Consider the following 16,799-nt stretch of genomic DNA (forward strand, 5'->3'; position numbering starts at 1 on the left):
CGGCGCCCGCCGGCCCACCGAATCCGGCTCCCACTCCCGACGCCGGCACACCTTCGTCGGGCGCCGTCGACACTCCTACCAGCGGGGGAGCACCTGAACCGCCCGCACCACGCCCCGACGCTGCGTCCCCGGACCAGCCCGTCGCCGGCGGACCTGTCGACGGACCCGGGCCGCACGCATCGAGTCCCGAGCCCCCGGCGCCCGCCCCGAAACCTGAGCCCGCCCCCTCGCCCGTTTCCGACGGACCGGGATCTCCCACGCCGGGACCCGCGGACAATCCCTCGGCACCACGAAACCTCGGCGACGACGACCCGCCCGGACCCAACCGTGGCGACACCACCACTCCCGCAACCGCACCCGGTGGCGACCATTCACCCGGCCAGTCCACTCCCGGACACAACGCCGTCGACCGCGATGGCGCACCGAACCCGACACACCATGAACCGCCGGCGCCCAAGCCCGACGAGCCCGTCGTCGACCGGAACCCGACACGGCACGACGAGCCGACCGGCGGGCACCCACCCAAAGCCGACGAACCAGCAAGTCCGACAACACCTCACACCCGACCCGACTCAGACGCGCCTGGTCCACGCCCCACACCGGCCTCGACCCATCCCGACGCGCCGACAACACGACCCGACGTCGTCGAGAACCCAACGCGCACACTTGAGCACACCGACACGCCCGCATCCGGACCCGTCGGGCCGGTCGCCGGCCACCACCCGGTGTCGACGCCACATGCCACACCCGATCCCGCGCAATCGAAACCCGCTCCGACGTCGGCTGGTCCCGTCGCCCCGGCGCGTGCGGATGCCCCAGCGACACCTCCGCGCACTCCTGACCACACCCCGGACCGCACGCCTCCTGCGCGCACCACACCAGAATCCACCACACCGCGCGACGTCGACCGCGGCCGTCCGGTCCCGTCGAACGCCCATTACGTGCCTGAACCCAGCGCACGGAACGCGCCGGACCCAACACCTCACCCGCCACGCAGCGGACCCGACGACCGGCCGATCCCACCGACTGTGATTCCCGACCGCCCGTTCACACCAGAACGCCCGTCACCGGCCAGCCCACGTCCGGCAAGCCCCGATGCACCGTCGTCGCCGCGCGACCCCGCCCCAGGTAATCGACCGGACGGCGACAACCCGGATGGCACTAACCCCGCCCCGGACAACGACACCGGCGAACCCCTCGATCCCGCGAATCCCAAGCGCACCGACGCGGGCTCGACGGAGCGCGCCGACACCAGCGAGGGCAACGAGTCGCCTGAGCAGTGTCGGAGCAACGGCGAGCCGGTCAACGTCGCGACCGGCGAGTACTTCCTTCCGCTGACTGACGTCGACCTACCCGGGGTCCTGCCACTGCGGCTCACGCATCGACATCGCTCGCGCTACCGGTGGGGTCGATGGCTGGGACCGACGACACCGTCGACCTTCGACGCCCGCGCCATCGTCGCCGACGACGTGGTGACCATCGTCGACGCCGACGGCACGATGACCAACTTCCCGAAGCCGCAGGATGACTCCGTGTCGCGCAGCGTGAACGACACCGACTGGGAACTGCGAGCAACGGCGACAGACGGCTTTCAGCTGACCCATGTCCGCACGCTTGTCAGCTGGTTCTTCATCCCGATCCCGGAGCTAAACGGTGTCGACGTCGCGGCCGGGAGCATCGCAGTCTCCGCCAAGACCGACCGGCATCACAACCGAATCCGTTTCGTCTTCGACACGCATGGAAGACCCTCTGCGGTAGAGCATTCCGCCGGATACCGCATCGACGTGCAATGCGACGGTGCTCGAATCCTCGGGTACCGCTTGGTCGCCGGGGTCGACGGCGTTCCGGTCAAACAGCAGCTGCGCACTTTCACCTATCACCGCGGTCATCTCGCCGCGTCGACCAACGCCGTCGGCGCGACAACGCGTTTCGGCTACGACGAGGCCGGGCGGATGACTTGGTGGCGTGACTCGATCGGGATGGAGTACTGGAACCGGTACGACGACCTCGGGCGTGTGACCATCCAGTCCGGCATGAACGGAGTGTGGTCCGGGCGGTTCGACTACCAGCTCCGGACTGCGGGCCCCGGGTCGATGACGACCTACACCGATGCCGTCGGCGCGACGACGCTGTATGGCATCGATGCAGACAATCGGGTGCGGCAAGAGATCGACTCGCTGGGTCGGATCACCAGGACCGACTACAACGACAGTCGACAACCGATGGTGCTCACCGGCGCAGATGGACTCTCGACGCGACTGCACTACAACGCTTTCGGTGATGTCGAGCGAATCGTCGGACCCGACGGCGCAGCAATGGAAGTCAGTTACGCGGGTCCCGGACGGCCGGACCGGATCGTCGAACCGGGTCCGGTCACCACGCGTATCGCGTACACCGACAGCGGAAGTCCGCTGACGGTGACCGACAATGCCGGCGCGGTCACGTCGTACACCTACGACGAACACGGCGCGCTGACGTCGCTCACGGATCCCGACGGCGTGATGGTTCGCTACCGCAACAACGCGGCCGGACTACCCACCGAGATCATCGACATGCTCGGCAACACGACGCGGATCGGATACGACGCGTTCGGACGGCCCGTCGAGGTCCTCGACGCCGAGGGCGCCAGAACCACCGTCGGGTACGACGCGATGGGGAATCGGATCAGTCTCGTTGCTCCCGATGGTGGACAGTCGCGGTGGGAGTACGACGGCGAAGGTAACTGCGTCGCCTATGTCGATCCCGTTGGTGCGACGAATCGTTGGGAGTACGGCCACTACGACCTGTCGGTGGCGCGGGTCGAGGCGGACGGATCGCGAACCGCATTCACCTACGACACCGCACGCCGGCTCGTCGCGGTCACCAACCCGGACGGTTTGGTGTGGAGTTACTCGTACAACGCGGACGGGTCGTTGCAGTCCGAGACGGACTTCAACAACGCGACAACCATCTACGCCTACGATGCAGCCGGACGGCTTGCCACGCGGACGAATGCTGCTGGGCAGACTGTGGCATTCGACTACGACGCGGCGGGTCGTGTTGTCGCCGAACGTTGTTCCGACCCGATCAACCCCGACTTCGACGGAGAGGTCACCGAGTACAGCTTCGATTCCGCCGGGCGACCGGAGAGTGTCGTTGGCGCGTTCGGGCGGTGGCACTCGACGTATACGGCGGCGGGAATGCCGCACCTCACGGGAGTGCAGAACGGAGACACCCACTGGGTGATCGAGTCGGGGTGGACCGGTGCGGGCCGACTGGCGTCGGTGACCACGCCGACGGCCGTGCACACGCGTTACGGCTACGACCCGCGCGGTGTGCTCGACTTCCTCTCGTCGGCCGGCCGCACCTGCGACATCACCACTACAGCCACGGGGCGCGAGCAGCGTCGACGCTTCGAGGGCACCGCGATCGACTCGTCGTGGGACCCGGTCGGTCGGCTGGTGGGCCGATCGGTTGCGACGGTCTCGGCGAACCCGGCGACGCTGAACCTCGGTTCGAGTGGATCGGCCGGCGGGGGACCGGAACGAACCGTTGCACGAGCCGAATACTCCTACCGCGCCGACGGCATTCTCACCGCTTCGACGACGACACTCGCCGATCGCGGCCGGACCGACTACCAGGTCGACGTGCTCGGGCGGATCACTGCGGCGGTCGGTGTCTCGAGTTCGGAGAAGTTGACCTACGACGCGACCGGGAACATCACCGATTACGGGACCTCAGGAACCACGCCTCCCGATGCGCAAGACACCGGCCGACCCCCGTTCCCTGAGGTGCGAGGCGCTAGCCGAGCCTCGAAGGGCCCTCGCTGGCGATACTCCGGCACACTGCTCGTTGACGACGGCCGGACCTCGTATCGATACGACCCCGCAGGTCGCCTCACCTCGATGAGTCGGAGGCGGCTGTCACGGAAACCTGACGTGTGGCATTACGTCTGGGACGCTCACGATCGACTGCGCAGCGTGACCACTCCCGACGGCACGACGTGGACATACACCTACGACCACTTGGGACGCCGACTCAGCAAGACCAACACGGCAACCGGGGCAGTCACCCGGTTCCACTGGCACGGCGAGCAGCTAGTCGAGCAGACCGAGTCGACGCCTGCTGTCCCGGACGCGGACTCCAAAGCTGGCCTCACGGCGACTACCTGGACGTTCGCACCCTATGCGTACACGCCCCTCGCGCAGACGCGCAGTACAAAATCAATGACAGACTCGGATAGCGCCGAACCCGCAGACGACCCTCGTGAGGGGGAAGTGAGCCTCAACCTGGGCACTCCCGCGACTACCTCGTCAGGACCGCGAGAGTGGACCCAGGCTGAAGTCGACCGAGAGTTTCTCGCGATCGTCACAGATCAGATCGCAACGCCAACAGCACTTGTTGACCCGCACATCGGAGAAGTCGCCGGAAAGGCGGCAAGAACGCTCTACGGGGAGGCCACTTGGGTCGGATCGTCGACGCCGTGGGCGTTTCCTGGTCAGTACGCCGACCCCGAGAGCGGTCTGCACTACAACCGTTTCCGCTACTACCATCCGGGGACCGGGAGGTACCTGAGCCCGGACCCGCTGGGACTGACTCCTGCACCTAATCCGCACGCATATCCAGGCAACCCCGTGGGGTGCGCAGATCCCTTCGGGCTCGCACCCACTGAGGGATGTGAAACTCCGGCCGCTCCTGAACGTCGACATTCAACGGAGATTGCACGATCGCCCTGGCCGTCAAACGACGGATTTATGCATCCGCCGGCGCGGTTCACAATGCAACCAGGTCAACGCTTTGACCGGTTCGGCCACGAGTATGGCTACTTCGTCGCAGACGTAGGCACACCTATTCCCAAGCGGGCTATGCGGGCCGGCGCCGAAATGCTTCAATACCGGGTTTTCGAAGTCCTTAAGCCATTCGACGCCAAAGCAGGACTCACCGGCCCGGCGTTTGGGCAACCAGGTGGAGGAATACAGTATGAACTCCCGGGTAGGGTGACGGACCTCGAGACTCAGGGGTTTTTCAAGGAGGTATTCGACTATGAGTAGGCGGGAATTCACCGGCAGCGGGTGGCACCTTTTAAGGGCCATATCCGACCTTATCGACAGTTGTGTCGAATCGATGGCGGACGACGCCGGAGTGTCGTCCTCGAGCGTCTTAGTGCCGGGTAGCGAACAGAACAATGACGAAGGATCAGCATTCTTTCACGACGAGGCTGACGGAACCCTCGTTTACGAGGCGCGGGACAGGGGCCGAGTGGTGATGCACAAACAGACCAGGGACCCGGACGAACTTGTTTACTGGGTGGTCGACGACGTTGCGCGTTCGCTCGCAAAGCGTGCCGCAGCCAAAACTAAGGAATACAACGAAGCTGCCGATCCGCGTCGTGTGTGGTTCCCTCTGTGGCGCGAGCTGGTCGCATCCCAGGACGCCGAATGGGGGTCGCGAACGTCACGCGAGATCACGAAGATCCTTGCGCACTCGCCGTTCCAGGATTGAGGTGCCAGTTCGTGGGTTCGGGAACAGCGGAAAAGGGTGGTCGGCGCTCCAAGACGCCGATTTCCGCTTGCAGCGGCGTGGCACGCTTCGCAATCCAGCACGTCATGCGGCAGGATAGCAAGCCCATGTCAGGTACTGAACGCGCAACCCACGAGATCGCGTGGCAGTCACGCCTGGTGGGACGGTGTGATCACATCGACCAGAACAAGCCGATCCATGATCCACAACTGAATCGGGCAATGTCCGACGTCCTGCTGGACCCCGAAAACCCACTTGCGGTCGCCAATCTCGAGGCCGAGATTCTGAAGCGCGACCTGTACGAAGACGACGCCTACGAGGAACTGATTTTCGTCCTGTCGCTGTATGAGATGGGCGGTTCGACGCCATACGCGGGCATCGCGAAGGTGCGCGAAGAAGTTCGCAAGCTTCTCGACTGAACGTGGTTGTGCGGCAGGGAGGAAACAGCCGCACGTCGGAGTGATGTCACCACAGTCCCGTTGATACCTAGTAGGAAAAGTACGGCTTTACGACTTAGCATGACCGACACGGTGATGATTGCGGGGAGTAGCGATGAGAGAGAAGTCGGCGACGGGCGGGTCGGCCCACCGGCGCGTGCGTTCGCGACGGGGGGCCGTTCAGTGGGCTCGTCGAGATCACTGTCCAGCAGCGGGACGGCTCCATATCGCTCTGACCAGCAAAGTCTCAGACGAAGCAGGAACGGCGGAGTGACCTTGTCGACCGCCGAATCCGCAAGGCGGGCAATCGAGATCTTCTTCGGTATGCACGCGTCATCTGTTATTACCCTGAAGTTGCCAGATGGATACTTTGGCAAACCGTATGACAACTACTACACGCTCGAACACGCAGACACACACGGACCACGAATTGAGATCGGGTTGGGGTATGGCCTAGTTTTGACTATGGTACCCACGGCCTTCCGACTCGACGACCGTGGTTTGACTCTGAACGTGGCCGGTCATCACGTATTGCTCGAGTCCCAAGAGGTTCGGTCTCGATACGACTCTGGCAACGTAGCCTTCGAAGTGTCCTCATGACACGGGTTCGATCGAAGTGCAACGAAGAGCGACCACTGAAGAAGCGTTGACGGTGATCAACCACGTGTGCGAGCTCGCGCGCCAAGTTCTCCTTGCATTCTTCGACACCTACGCCAAGTCGACCGTCGTGTATGTGGATCTCCCCGACAGCACTCGGGGGAAGACGCTGGACAGCTACTTCTTTCTTGACTCCGTCGATGTTCGCAACACCAACGAACTGTACGCTGACCTCGGGTTTACGTGGCAGTTCTCCATTCACCCGACGGCCGCAATTCTGACCGACGACCTCTCCACGCTGACCATCGAAGGCAACAACCTGCGCTTCAGATCATCTAGTATGGATCGCTCATACGCTCAGGGTTTCGTGCGGTTCTCCGTGGTCGCGGGCGCGCCCGTAGTCAGAAGACTGCGTGATGAGGGAGGCGCCGGTTTGCGTGACCTCCACCCGAGACTGGCGGACCTCGCCCTACCGAGACTGGACCCGTCTAGTGAATAGGCATGTGTGTGAAGTGTCTAGTGCGGCACTCACCAAGTTCTTCGAAACGTACTCGACCTCGACCGTGATCTGGATGGAGCTACCGGACATTCCGAGAGGTAGATGGCTCGACTCCTATCTGGAACTCGAGTCTGTGAAGATCCTCGACGATTGTCGGATATACGCCGACTTGGGGTACGGGTGGGGATTCACGATCAAACCCTCAGGAGCCCTCGTCGATGCAGATCTGTTCACTATCACGATAGAGGGGACCGACCTCGACTTCGAGACGACCAGCGCTCATCGCCTCTACAGAGAAGGGTGGGTGCGATTCTTCGTCATTCCCAACACCCCGATAGCCAATAGGGCAAGAGCGAAGAACTGTCACGACCTCGAGGTGTTCTCACAGACTGTGGGCGCTGACGGTGGAAAGTGACGGATTGGATAGCCGTGCCGCAGCGGGCACGAAGAGGCACTTCGCATGCTCCTTCGTACACAGAGCACCACCATCGCAAGTTCGAGAACGCCAGTGTGATCGCAGACCGCACTCTCACGGTGACTGGCTGGGTGTCTTGAATTGCGAGACCTCATGATCGACCAGCACTGGCACGGGTCGTCGATCAGATACAACCGACCACTTGAAGGTGAAGGCCGGCAGTTCCGGTGCTGGGACATCGATCTAGGCCAGTCGATCGACGACCTACGCCACGATCTGTCCACCCTTCCGCTGAATCCACCGTCGCCGGTGAGGTCTCTCGATGCGTTCGAAGATTCACTTGCAGAGGGGCTGCGCGACGAGGAAGACTCGGTCAGGGCAGTTTTTCGAAATTCGTCTGCTCTGCGAGAATCGAGTTACGAGTATTGGCAGATGCTCTCGAGAATCTTCTTTTCCGCAGTGGATGACGCGATGGTTGGCTGGTATGTAGAGGAGTTCCCGCCGAACCGCGAGCCACTCCAAGAAATATCAATATCGTTTCTGCACGATGCCGCGATTGATTCGTTCGGGATGACGTCGAACTGTATTGCAATGGTCAGCATCGCGCGGGAGGTCCTGTCCGCTCGTGATCCCGCCGAACCGGGCTACTCCCTCGACCTCACCGGATGCGAAGATTTCGACGATTGCACGAGGCGGTTCATCGAGTGCGGTCTGCTTGATCCCGCGACCAGGCCGAATACCGAGAAGGACCTGCGGGAAGCACTTTTGGCGCACGCTTTCCGAAACCATGCGGACAGCACGCTGTCCGTGCATTGGACCGGGCGCCTGAGCGCCGAACATGAAGGTCGGGTTCGACAGAAGGGGCTCGAACAGGCTGTAGCGCGCGTGTTCGCTGACATGATCTGTGCACTTGAGGATCAGGCCAGAGATGGCAGCGCCGCTCCCACGGTGATGGTCGACATCGACGCTCCGGTCTTCAACTTGGCAGCGTTAGAGCTTCCTGACGGACGAAGAGGATGATGATCGCGTCGCGGATTGCGTACGAGGCACTCATCGAGAGCAACCTAGCCACAAACAGAGATCGCGCAGTCCGCGATTCGGCGCCACTCAGTGTCTGGCTCGAAATAATCGCCGACTGTCCGCAGCACAAATCCTTCGTTGCTCAGAACAAGACCATCCCGCGCGAGGTTCTTCGGGTTCTGGTCGAAGACGACGATCGCGACGTACGGTTCACCCTGGCGATGCGGCGTGCTGTCGGCAGAGATGATCAGATTGCCGGTGTCCTGGCTTCGGACCCAGATCCGGCGATTCGGGCAGCGCTAGCGCGGAATCCGCAGCTCGGTCTCCACCTGCTGGTGCAGCTGGCCCAGGACGACGATGATTGGGTCCGAGAGCGTGCGTCAGAGACGCTCACCAGCCGACAGACCCGTCGGCGCAGTGATCCGGGCGCCGTATCGAGATGAAAGACGGTGAAACGGTGAGGCAGAGCAAGATCGGCGCCTCCAGGGCGACGAGCGACGAAGCGCGACGAATGGTGGCGTTGACCGGCTTGACCGAAGCCCAGGCGGTGACCCTGGTGTCGAGGGTCAGCGCTACAAACTCAGACCGCGAGTGGGACCGGTTGGATGACCCCCGCGATCGACTGTTGCTCGGCGAGTTGGATGCCGACGTACTTCGCGACCTACTGGATCTACTGAGTGCGGACGAGGTGGCGCAGTCGTTGGGCACCTACAACGCCGGTCGGGTTGCTGATTGGGTGCAGAGCGCTCTCGACGATATCCAATGATCCAGCGTGCGGAGTCGGCGGTTGCTACGTGCGCCCAGATGGCGGAGGGCTTGCGAGCCAATCGGTGGTCGGCAGAGTCCGCTCTGGACGCGGCGAGCATCGTAATCGATCGCTCGGGCGGTGACCCGGAGCAGCTGGACTGTTCTCTAGAGCTCTACGCTGGCGGAGAAGATCGATCGCGTCCGTGACGCCGCAGATCGGATATCCGCGGTGTTGCAATCGGTTCCGCGCTGACGGACCTTCGGTTCGCATCCGATCGGAACGCCGACAGGCGGTACAACGCAAACGATCCCGCCGATATGTCGGCGGGATCGTCTGTGCAGCAGCGTCAGGCGTCGATCACGGGTGAACGCCGCGCCTGTTGAGCCAGGCCTGCGGATTGATCTTGGTGCCGTTGGCATCCCAGACCTCGTAATGCAGGTGGGGGCCGGTGGATTGGCCGCGGTTGCCGACGGTTGCGATCTTCTGACCGGCGCGCACCTGCTGGCCGGGACGGACGAAGCTCTCGTTGACATGCCCGAAGACGCCGACGGTGCCGTCGTCCTGCTTGACGCGGACCCACTGGCCGAAGCCGGAGGCCGGGCCCGACTCGAGGACGACGCCGTCGGTCACGGCGTAGATGGGGGTTCCGACCTTGTTGGCGATGTCGACTCCGTTGTGGTGGGTTCCCCAACGCGGACCGTAACCCGAGGTCACGGTACCGCTGACGGGCTTCACTGCCTTCTTGATGCCAGGGAGCCCGGGGTTGCCGGGAGTGAACACCGACGGCGGCAGGACGTCGCGAGCGAGGTCATCGATCTCGGGCGGCAGGACCAGACCGGCCGGCAGCTTCACGTTGTCGGGCAGCGCGATCTTCGGCGCAGGCGGGGGAGCAGGCTGCGCCGTTGCCTGTGCTGCGGTGCCGGCGGTCAGGCCGACCGCACCGACGAATGCGACGAGGGCGCCTGCTCGGAGCGGCATCCGGGTGCTGGTGGGCGAGGCGGCGCGATGGCGCCCGGGCCGCCGAGTGCGCGACGTCGAGTCGAGCAGGGCGCGGGTGGCGGGGCGCGTCGAGGTGTCGGTGTTCAGACGGTGAAGAGGCAAAACGTTGTCCATCTCAGTTTGGGTAACAGTTCGGTATCGGCAAGGACACGGCGAGGTTACCCACGGTGACTTAAGCAGACCCTGAGAAGGCGGGCGCAGGACGCACAGAACCGCAGCTCATACCGCCATGGAGATCCGGGTCACAGGACCGATATCTGGCATGACACCGTGGAACCATGCCCGACCCCGAGCACACTCCTGACGGCCACCACATCGTCGTGAACGGCCGGAAGTGGCGGGCGACGGATCCGCTGATCCCGGACGAGCGCCGGTCCGAACTGCAGTCGATCCTGATGGCGTGGCGGCGAGACGTGAAACGGACGAAGGGCGCGCCCGAGTCACGCGAGGGCGTTCAGGCAGCAAAGGTCGCCCTGGGCGAACGTGGGACCCCGTGGTGGGAGCAGACCGACGAGGAGCGCCGCGAACGGTGGGAGACCCACGTCGCTCGACCCGACGACTGATCAGCCCTATCGCGGCAGCAGCGACTCCGCGGCATAGCGGCCGGCACGCTCGAAGCTCTCGCCGACCTCGAAGCCGGGGTCGATCTGCCAGTACCGCATGCTCGACACGTAGATCGCCGCGATCATCTGGGCCAGGAACTCCGGCGGGTGATCGGTCCGCACATCCTCTTGCTCGACGCCACGCTCGATGAGCCGGAGCACCTCGGACGTGAACACGTGGCTGCGTTCGCCGAGGGTCCCCGACATCGACGAGATCCGTTCGATCTCGCTCGTCACCGTGCGCATGTAATCCGGATCGACGACCGACGACCGAGCGAAATCGACGAACACACCCACCACGCGGTCGTACGTGCTCAGCGGTTTATCGAGCATCGCGTCGACGACATGTGAGAACGTGCCCATCAGCTGGGCGTACAGATCGGTGAGCAGGTCGTCCTTGCTCGGGAAGTAGTTGAAGAACGTCGCCCGCGAGACCTCGGCGCGTTCGGCGATCAATTCCACCGTCGCAGCGCTTCCGTCAGAGGCGAGCAGCTCACGCGCGGCGACCAACAAGCGTTCGCGCGTCTGCTGCTTGTTGCGTTCCCTGCGGCCGACGGCCGGAGCTTCGGTCAATGTGGTGCCTTTCGTGCACGCGGGGCGACCCCGACGACCAATTCTTGCATTCTGCCCCCAAAGTTTGGATGGTCGTCTAACTTTTGGCTCTGAGTCCAGTGTGAGTTCGTCGGCAACGAGCCGACGAGGTCACGCGAGTCGACCGCGGGGGGTCTTCCGGCACCGGACCGACGGTTCGCGCTGCGTCGTGCACCGACGGCCCATTACGCCGAGACTCAGTGCAGGACAGATTATTTCGAATCCAATCAGCGACGGCGACGTGCGGGTTACAGTCGCCACCGAGTCATCAAATCCGACATTTCAGCCGATCGCCACACCCGGCATCGGCGACGTGTCGAATCACGATCGAAGGGGATCGCATGAAATCACCAAGTGCACTCAGGCGTGTGCTTCGGACCGCGACGGTGATCGGCTGTTCCGGGGTGCTCGCACTCGGGGCGCTGACGGCGTGCGCCGATGACAGCTCTGAGACCTCCACCGCGGGCGAGACCAGCCAACTCCCCAGCAATCCGGCCACCGGCGACCCGGTCAAGGTCGGGCTGATCGTGCCCGAGGGCGGGGCGGTGACGACGCCGATGGTGCGCGAGGGCAGCGAGGCCGCCGTCGAATACCTGAACAACAACGGCGGCGGGATCGGCGGACACCAGATCGAACTGGTGGTCTGCAAGCAGCAGGAGGAGCCCGCCTCGGCCACCAAGTGCGCGAATCAGATGGTGGAGCAGAAGGTTTCGGTAGTGGTCTCGCCGCTGGGCGCGCAGGGCGCGGTCATGTTGCCGATCATCGCCGGCGCCAAGATCCCGTTCGTCGCACAAGCCCCGGTGTCTCAGGCCGAGATGGCGACCCCCGGATCGTTCATGCTGTCCGGCGGAATCGTGTCCGTCCTCGCGGGACAGGCCGCGACAGCCGCCAACGACGGGCTGAAGAAGGTGACGGTCATCATCGGCGACTCCGGCGATGCGGCCGCATCGGTGCGAGCGCTTGGGGATCCGATGTTCCAGCGCGCCGGGGTCGAACTCAACGTCGTCACCATCCCGGTAGGCGTCGCCGACCTGACACCCCAGATCACCGCCGGTCTCGCCGACAATCCCGATGCGGTGAGCATCCTGGGCGACTCCCGCCAATGCATCTCGGTTCTCAAGACCCTGCAGACGGTGGCGCCCGACGCGACCAAATACCTCATCGCCAGCTGCCTCGACAAGCCCGTCCTCGACGCCGTAGGCAACGAGGCGATCGCCAACTCGAAGGCCTTCACCACGGTGAACCTCAGCTCGGACGACCCGAGCGTGACCCAATACCGCAGTGTGATGGCGCAATACGCACCCGACACCGATCCGGCCGGTCTCGCTTACATCGGCTACCAGGTCATGACCGCGCTGGGCGAATTGCAAGGCCTCGAGGGACCCGTCGATGCGCAGGTCTTCTCCACGGCCCTCTCAGCTGCCAAGGATGTTCCGCTGCCGGCCGCACCGGGCATCACCTTCACCTGTGACGGCACTGCCTTCCCGCCCCTGACCTCGCTGTGCAGCAAGGCAATCCTGGTCAGTGACGTCGACGGCGACGCCAAGCTGGTGAACACCGTGGTTCGAAACAACAACTAGTTCCGAGCAGATCGGGGCCACGCTGCGGCGTGGCCCCGATCGAGGAGTTCCATGACCGACCATCTCGCGTTCCTCGTTCTCGGCCTCGGCAACGGGGCCGTCTTCGCCGCACTCGGCCTCGCGCTGGTGATGACGTTCAAGAGTTCCGGCGTCGTCAACTTCGCCACCGGCGCGGTAGCGCTCTACGCCGCCTACACGTACGCCTTCCTGCGCCAAGGAGAACTCCTCAACCCGATCCCCGGCTTCCCGGCAACGATCTCCCTCGGATTCGACCTGGGAGCCGCTGCCGCACTGCTCATCTCCGTTGTCATCGCGGCGATCCTGGGCGTCGTGCTCTACCTGCTCGTCTTCCGTCCGATGCGTGCCGCCCCGGCCCTTGCCAAGGCGGTCGCCGCGATCGGCCTGATGCTCGTCATCCAGGCTCTCATCGCGCTTCGGGTCGGTGAGAACGCACCCAGCGTCGGTCCGATCTTCAAGGTAGACACCTTCACGATCGGTTCCAGCGCCGTGCCGACGGACCGCCTGCTGCTCGCCGCGGTCATCGTCGGACTGGCTGTCTGCGCAGGACTCGTGTTGCGCTACACGCGTTTCGGTGTGGCGACCGAGGCGGCAGCCGAATCCGAGAAGGGCGCACTGGTCACCGGACTGTCTCCGGACCGCATCGCGGTCGCCAACTGGGCGCTGTCGTCGGCCACCGCGGGGCTCGGCGGTGTGCTCATCGCACCGATCGTTCCGTTGAACCCGGTGGCCTACACGATGTTCATCGTGCCGGCCCTCGCAGCGGCGCTCGTCGGCAACTTCACCGCGATCTCCATCACGGTCGGTGCCGGACTCGTCATCGGCATGCTGCAGTCCGAGGCGACGAAGCTTCAGACCACCTGGGACTGGATGCCCGACGCCGGTGTCGCCGAGGCGGTCCCGCTGATCCTCATCGTCGGCTTCCTGCTCATCCGTGGTCGTCCGCTCCCTGGCCGTGGTGCGGTCACGCGCAACGACCTCGGCCGGTCGCCGCGCCCGAACCACCTGGTCATCCCCGGGATCCTCGGCGTGATCGTCGCGGTACTCGCGCTCGTCACCACCTCCGGTAGTCTTCGGCTGGCCGTGATCGCCACGATGATCTACGCGATCATTGCGCTGTCTCAGGTGGTCGTCACCGGATACGCCGGACAGGTCTCGCTCGCGCAGCTCACCTTGGCCGGAGTCGGAGCGTATGCACTCAGCAGACTCACCGAGGACCTGAACATCCCGTTCCCACTGGCGCCACTCCTCGCGGCGTGCGTGGCGATGGTCATCGGCGTGATCGTGGGCCTGCCCGCCCTCCGCGTCCGAGGGTTGCCCCTCATGGTCGCGACGCTCGCACTCGCCGTGTTCTGTGAGGCGTTCTGGTTCCGCAATCCGTCACTCAACGGTGGCCTCCAGGGCGCGCCCGTCGACGCTCCCTCGCTGTTCGGCGTCGACCTGGGAATCGGTGCGGGAGAGGGGTATCCGCGGATTGCGTTCGGCATCCTCTGCCTGGTCGTGTTGACCATGGTGGCCTACGGGGTGGCGGTTCTGCGCCGGAGCGGACTCGGCGCGTCGATGCTGGCCGTGCGCGCCAACGAACGGTCCGCGGCTGCCGCCGGGATCAACGTCGGTGCAACCAAGCTCATCGCCTTCGCGATCGCGTCCTTCCTGGCCGGCCTGGGCGGTTCACTGCTGGCGTATCAGCAGACTCTCGCCACCGCGGGCAGTTACGCCGTCTTCGCCGGCATCGGACTCTTCGCCGTCTTCTACATCGCGGGGGTGACGTCGATCTCCGGAGCGATCCTCGCCGGCATCATCGCCCCGGGCGGGGTGATGTACTTCGCTGCCGACAAGTACGGCTCGTTCGGCGACTACTACATGCTGATCAGCGGAATCCTGCTGGTACTCACCGTCGTCACCAGTCCCGACGGCGTGATCGGCTATCTGCACAAGATTCCGGTACCGGGTCGGCGCCGCACATCGGAACCGCCGCAGGCCGACGATCACGCAGCCCCGACTCCGCCGTCGTCTCCGGATGCCGGTGACCGGGTGATTCTCTCGGTGCGGGACGTCACGGTTCGGTACGGCGCTGTGACCGCCGTCGACCGCGTCGGCTTCGACTTGCGCTCCGGCGAGATCGTCGGCCTCATCGGGCCCAACGGCGCCGGGAAGACAACGCTGATCGACGCCATCAGCGGATTCGCGACCGCAGACGGAACGATCACTCTCGGCGGGACGACCCTCAACGGCCTCGCACCGCATCGCCGCAGTCGAGCGGGACTAGGTCGCACCTTCCAAGACATCGAGCTCTACGGCGAACTGTCGGTCGCGGAGAACTTGGCCATCGCCGCGCGTCGGGCACCGGGTGACACCGCCGACAATGTCCGCAACGTCCTGCGGATGCTGGAGATCAGCCACCTGAGTGATGTTGTCGCAGCCGATCTCTCGCAAGGCCAACGCCAACTCGTCGCAGTGGCACGCGTGCTCGCCGGGCAACCGGAGGTCGCGCTGCTCGACGAGCCAGCCGCCGGACTCGACAGCACCGAAAGCCGCTGGCTGGGGGAGAGGTTGCGTGCCGCCCGGGCGCACGGCGTCTCCATGGTCCTCGTCGATCACGACATGGATCTCGTGCTCAGTTTGTGCGATCGGGTCATCGTTCTCGATCTCGGTTCCGTGATCGCCGAGGGCACCCCGGACGAGATCCGACGCTCACCGGCGGTCGTCAACGCCTACCTCGGCACGCCGTCGTCAGCAGTCGCCGGGACCACCGACCCTGCCGACCCACCGCCATCGAACAGCTCTGTCTCCGAGACTCATTCGGCGACGAAGGAGATGACACCATGACTGTGCTCGAATGCCGCGGTCTGGACGCGGGTTACGCACGTGGCAAGGCTTGCGTCCACGGCCTCGAGCTGTCCGTCGAGGCCGGCGAGATCGTCGCGCTACTCGGGCCGAACGGGGCCGGGAAGACGACGCTGCTCACAACGCTCGCCGGTTTGCTGCCTCGCCTGGACGGTGGGGTCAGCGTCGGTGGACAGGCGGTTCGTGCCGGCGATGCCCGTGCGGCGGTGCGCGCCGGCCTCGTGCTGGTACCCGACGACCGGTCGCTGTTCAAACAGCTGTCGACACGACAGAACCTCCAACTGGCCATTCGACGACGCGGATCCGCCAGGACCGAAGCCGTCGACCGAGTACTCGACCATTTCCCCGCCCTGCGTGCGCGACTGAAGGTCGCCGCCGGCGAACTGTCCGGAGGAGAGCAGCAGATGCTCGCGATCGGGCGCGCGCTGTTGCAGCAACCAAAGGTGCTGTTGATCGACGAACTGAGCATGGGACTGGCGCCCATCATCGTCGAATCGATCCTGCCTGTGCTGCGGGATGTCGCCGATACCGATGGCACCGCCGTGGTACTCGTCGAACAGCACGTTCGGTTGGCGCTGGGTATCGCCGACCGGGCGGTCGTCCTCGTTCACGGCGAGATCGCGCTCACAGATTCCGCGGGGTCTCTTGCGGGAGACATCGGACGGATCGAAGAGGCGTACCTCGGGACGGCACGGACGTAGCTCATCCGCGAGCGACCGACCTCCGCTCAGAGAGCTTCGGTTCATTGCTCCCTGAGGAGGCCGGAGCTTGCGAGCGTTGATCTCTGCTCCCTGAGGAGGCCGGAGCATGCGGAGGCCGTCACGAAGGGTCCTGGTGAGGTGCCTCGCCAAACCCTTCGAGGCTCGTCGCTTGCGCTCCTCGCACCTCAGTAGCTCCGGCCTAGCGGCCGTCGTGGACCACGAAAGAACACTCGTGAGTGTCCGAAA

Annotated in this window: 14 protein-coding genes; 12 read left to right on the forward strand and 2 right to left on the reverse strand. The window is 64.6% G+C overall.

The genetic code is table 11. The annotated features are described in order from the left end of the window. The first annotated feature begins 1,028 nt into the window (after positions 1-1,028). The 8 genes from ACFW3F_RS03980 to ACFW3F_RS04015 all read left to right on the forward strand — a co-directional run bounded on the left by ACFW3F_RS03980 (position 1,029) and on the right by ACFW3F_RS04015 (position 9,233). Complete coding sequence (locus ACFW3F_RS03980) at positions 1,029-5,030, forward strand: glycohydrolase toxin TNT-related protein (protein ID WP_388054570.1); 4,002 nt, start codon at positions 1,029-1,031, stop codon at positions 5,028-5,030. Then, positions 5,023-5,481: an Imm63 family immunity protein gene (locus tag ACFW3F_RS03985; protein WP_388054513.1), complete on the forward strand. Its 459-nt coding sequence runs from the start codon at positions 5,023-5,025 to the stop codon at positions 5,479-5,481. Before ACFW3F_RS03980 ends, ACFW3F_RS03985 begins: the two co-directional genes overlap by 8 nt. An 11-nt stretch (positions 5,482-5,492) precedes the next feature. After that, a complete protein-coding gene (locus ACFW3F_RS03990; protein ID WP_388054515.1) occupies positions 5,493-5,918 on the forward strand; it encodes a hypothetical protein in 426 nt (141 codons plus the stop codon). A 670-nt stretch (positions 5,919-6,588) separates the two neighbouring features. Beyond that, positions 6,589-7,032: a hypothetical protein gene (locus tag ACFW3F_RS03995; RefSeq protein ID WP_388054517.1), complete on the forward strand. Its 444-nt coding sequence runs from the start codon at positions 6,589-6,591 to the stop codon at positions 7,030-7,032. A 73-nt stretch (positions 7,033-7,105) separates the two neighbouring features. Further along, positions 7,106-7,447 (forward strand): hypothetical protein, encoded by a 342-nt coding sequence (locus tag ACFW3F_RS04000; RefSeq protein WP_388054521.1) that lies wholly within the window; start codon positions 7,106-7,108, stop codon positions 7,445-7,447. A 153-nt stretch (positions 7,448-7,600) separates the two neighbouring features. Next, positions 7,601-8,467 carry a hypothetical protein gene (locus ACFW3F_RS04005; RefSeq protein WP_388054523.1) on the forward strand — a complete coding sequence of 289 codons (867 nt, stop codon included), beginning with the start codon at positions 7,601-7,603 and terminating at the stop codon, positions 8,465-8,467. Next, the gene (locus ACFW3F_RS04010) at positions 8,464-8,910 is read left to right on the forward strand and encodes a HEAT repeat domain-containing protein (RefSeq protein ID WP_388054525.1); all 447 of its coding nucleotides are present in this window, start codon (positions 8,464-8,466) and stop codon (positions 8,908-8,910) included. Before ACFW3F_RS04005 ends, ACFW3F_RS04010 begins: the two co-directional genes overlap by 4 nt. Positions 8,911-8,924: 14 nt before the next feature. Next, positions 8,925-9,233, forward strand: a complete 309-nt coding sequence (locus ACFW3F_RS04015) for a hypothetical protein (RefSeq protein WP_388054527.1) — start codon at positions 8,925-8,927, stop codon at positions 9,231-9,233. Between the two features lie 339 nt (positions 9,234-9,572). On the opposite strand, the gene ACFW3F_RS04020 is transcribed toward ACFW3F_RS04015, so the two are convergent. Beyond that, entirely contained in the window at positions 9,573-10,328 is a 756-nt protein-coding gene (locus ACFW3F_RS04020) for a M23 family metallopeptidase (RefSeq protein ID WP_388054529.1), read from the reverse strand. Between the two features lie 164 nt (positions 10,329-10,492). Here ACFW3F_RS04020 and ACFW3F_RS04025 point away from each other — a divergent pair, with 164 nt between their 5' ends. Further along, on the forward strand, positions 10,493-10,777 hold the full coding sequence (locus ACFW3F_RS04025) for a hypothetical protein (protein ID WP_388054531.1): 285 nt from the start codon (positions 10,493-10,495) through the stop codon (positions 10,775-10,777). Positions 10,778-10,783: 6 nt separating this feature from the next. Here the strand turns inward: ACFW3F_RS04025 and ACFW3F_RS04030 are convergent, their stop codons facing one another. Then, positions 10,784-11,389 carry a TetR/AcrR family transcriptional regulator gene (locus ACFW3F_RS04030; RefSeq protein WP_388054533.1) on the reverse strand — a complete coding sequence of 202 codons (606 nt, stop codon included), beginning with the start codon at positions 11,387-11,389 and terminating at the stop codon, positions 10,784-10,786. 359 nt (positions 11,390-11,748) lie between these two features. On the opposite strand from ACFW3F_RS04030, the gene ACFW3F_RS04035 reads away from it, so the two are divergent. The 3 genes from ACFW3F_RS04035 to ACFW3F_RS04045 are packed head-to-tail and all read left to right on the forward strand — an operon-like array spanning position 11,749 to position 16,553. Further along, complete coding sequence (locus ACFW3F_RS04035) at positions 11,749-12,987, forward strand: ABC transporter substrate-binding protein (RefSeq protein WP_388054535.1); 1,239 nt, start codon at positions 11,749-11,751, stop codon at positions 12,985-12,987. A gap of 51 nt (positions 12,988-13,038) precedes the next feature. Next, positions 13,039-15,834 (forward strand): ATP-binding cassette domain-containing protein, encoded by a 2,796-nt coding sequence (locus ACFW3F_RS04040; RefSeq protein WP_388054537.1) that lies wholly within the window; start codon positions 13,039-13,041, stop codon positions 15,832-15,834. Further along, positions 15,831-16,553 (forward strand): ABC transporter ATP-binding protein, encoded by a 723-nt coding sequence (locus ACFW3F_RS04045; protein ID WP_388054539.1) that lies wholly within the window; start codon positions 15,831-15,833, stop codon positions 16,551-16,553. The genes ACFW3F_RS04040 and ACFW3F_RS04045 overlap by 4 nt, the downstream gene beginning before the upstream one ends. The last annotated feature ends 246 nt before the right edge of the window (positions 16,554-16,799 follow it).

The sequence above is a fragment of the Gordonia sp. NPDC058843 genome (assembly GCF_042743165.1).
Lineage (GTDB): Bacteria > Actinomycetota > Actinomycetes > Mycobacteriales > Mycobacteriaceae > Gordonia.

Excerpts from the sequence above, each read along its gene's own strand:
- ACFW3F_RS03985 (WP_388054513.1), top strand. The coding sequence starts at position 5,023 with ATGAGTAGGCGGGAATTCACCGGCAGCGGGTGGCACCTTTTAAGGGCC.
- ACFW3F_RS04000 (WP_388054521.1), top strand. The coding sequence starts at position 7,106 with ATGGAGCTACCGGACATTCCGAGAGGTAGATGGCTCGACTCCTATCTG.
- ACFW3F_RS04005 (WP_388054523.1), top strand. The coding sequence starts at position 7,601 with ATGATCGACCAGCACTGGCACGGGTCGTCGATCAGATACAACCGACCA.
- ACFW3F_RS04010 (WP_388054525.1), top strand. The coding sequence starts at position 8,464 with ATGATGATCGCGTCGCGGATTGCGTACGAGGCACTCATCGAGAGCAAC.
- ACFW3F_RS04020 (WP_388054529.1), bottom strand. The coding sequence starts at position 10,328 with ATGGACAACGTTTTGCCTCTTCACCGTCTGAACACCGACACCTCGACG.
- ACFW3F_RS04025 (WP_388054531.1), top strand. The coding sequence starts at position 10,493 with ATGCCCGACCCCGAGCACACTCCTGACGGCCACCACATCGTCGTGAAC.
- ACFW3F_RS04035 (WP_388054535.1), top strand. The coding sequence starts at position 11,749 with ATGAAATCACCAAGTGCACTCAGGCGTGTGCTTCGGACCGCGACGGTG.
- ACFW3F_RS04040 (WP_388054537.1), top strand. The coding sequence starts at position 13,039 with ATGACCGACCATCTCGCGTTCCTCGTTCTCGGCCTCGGCAACGGGGCC.
- ACFW3F_RS04045 (WP_388054539.1), top strand. The coding sequence starts at position 15,831 with ATGACTGTGCTCGAATGCCGCGGTCTGGACGCGGGTTACGCACGTGGC.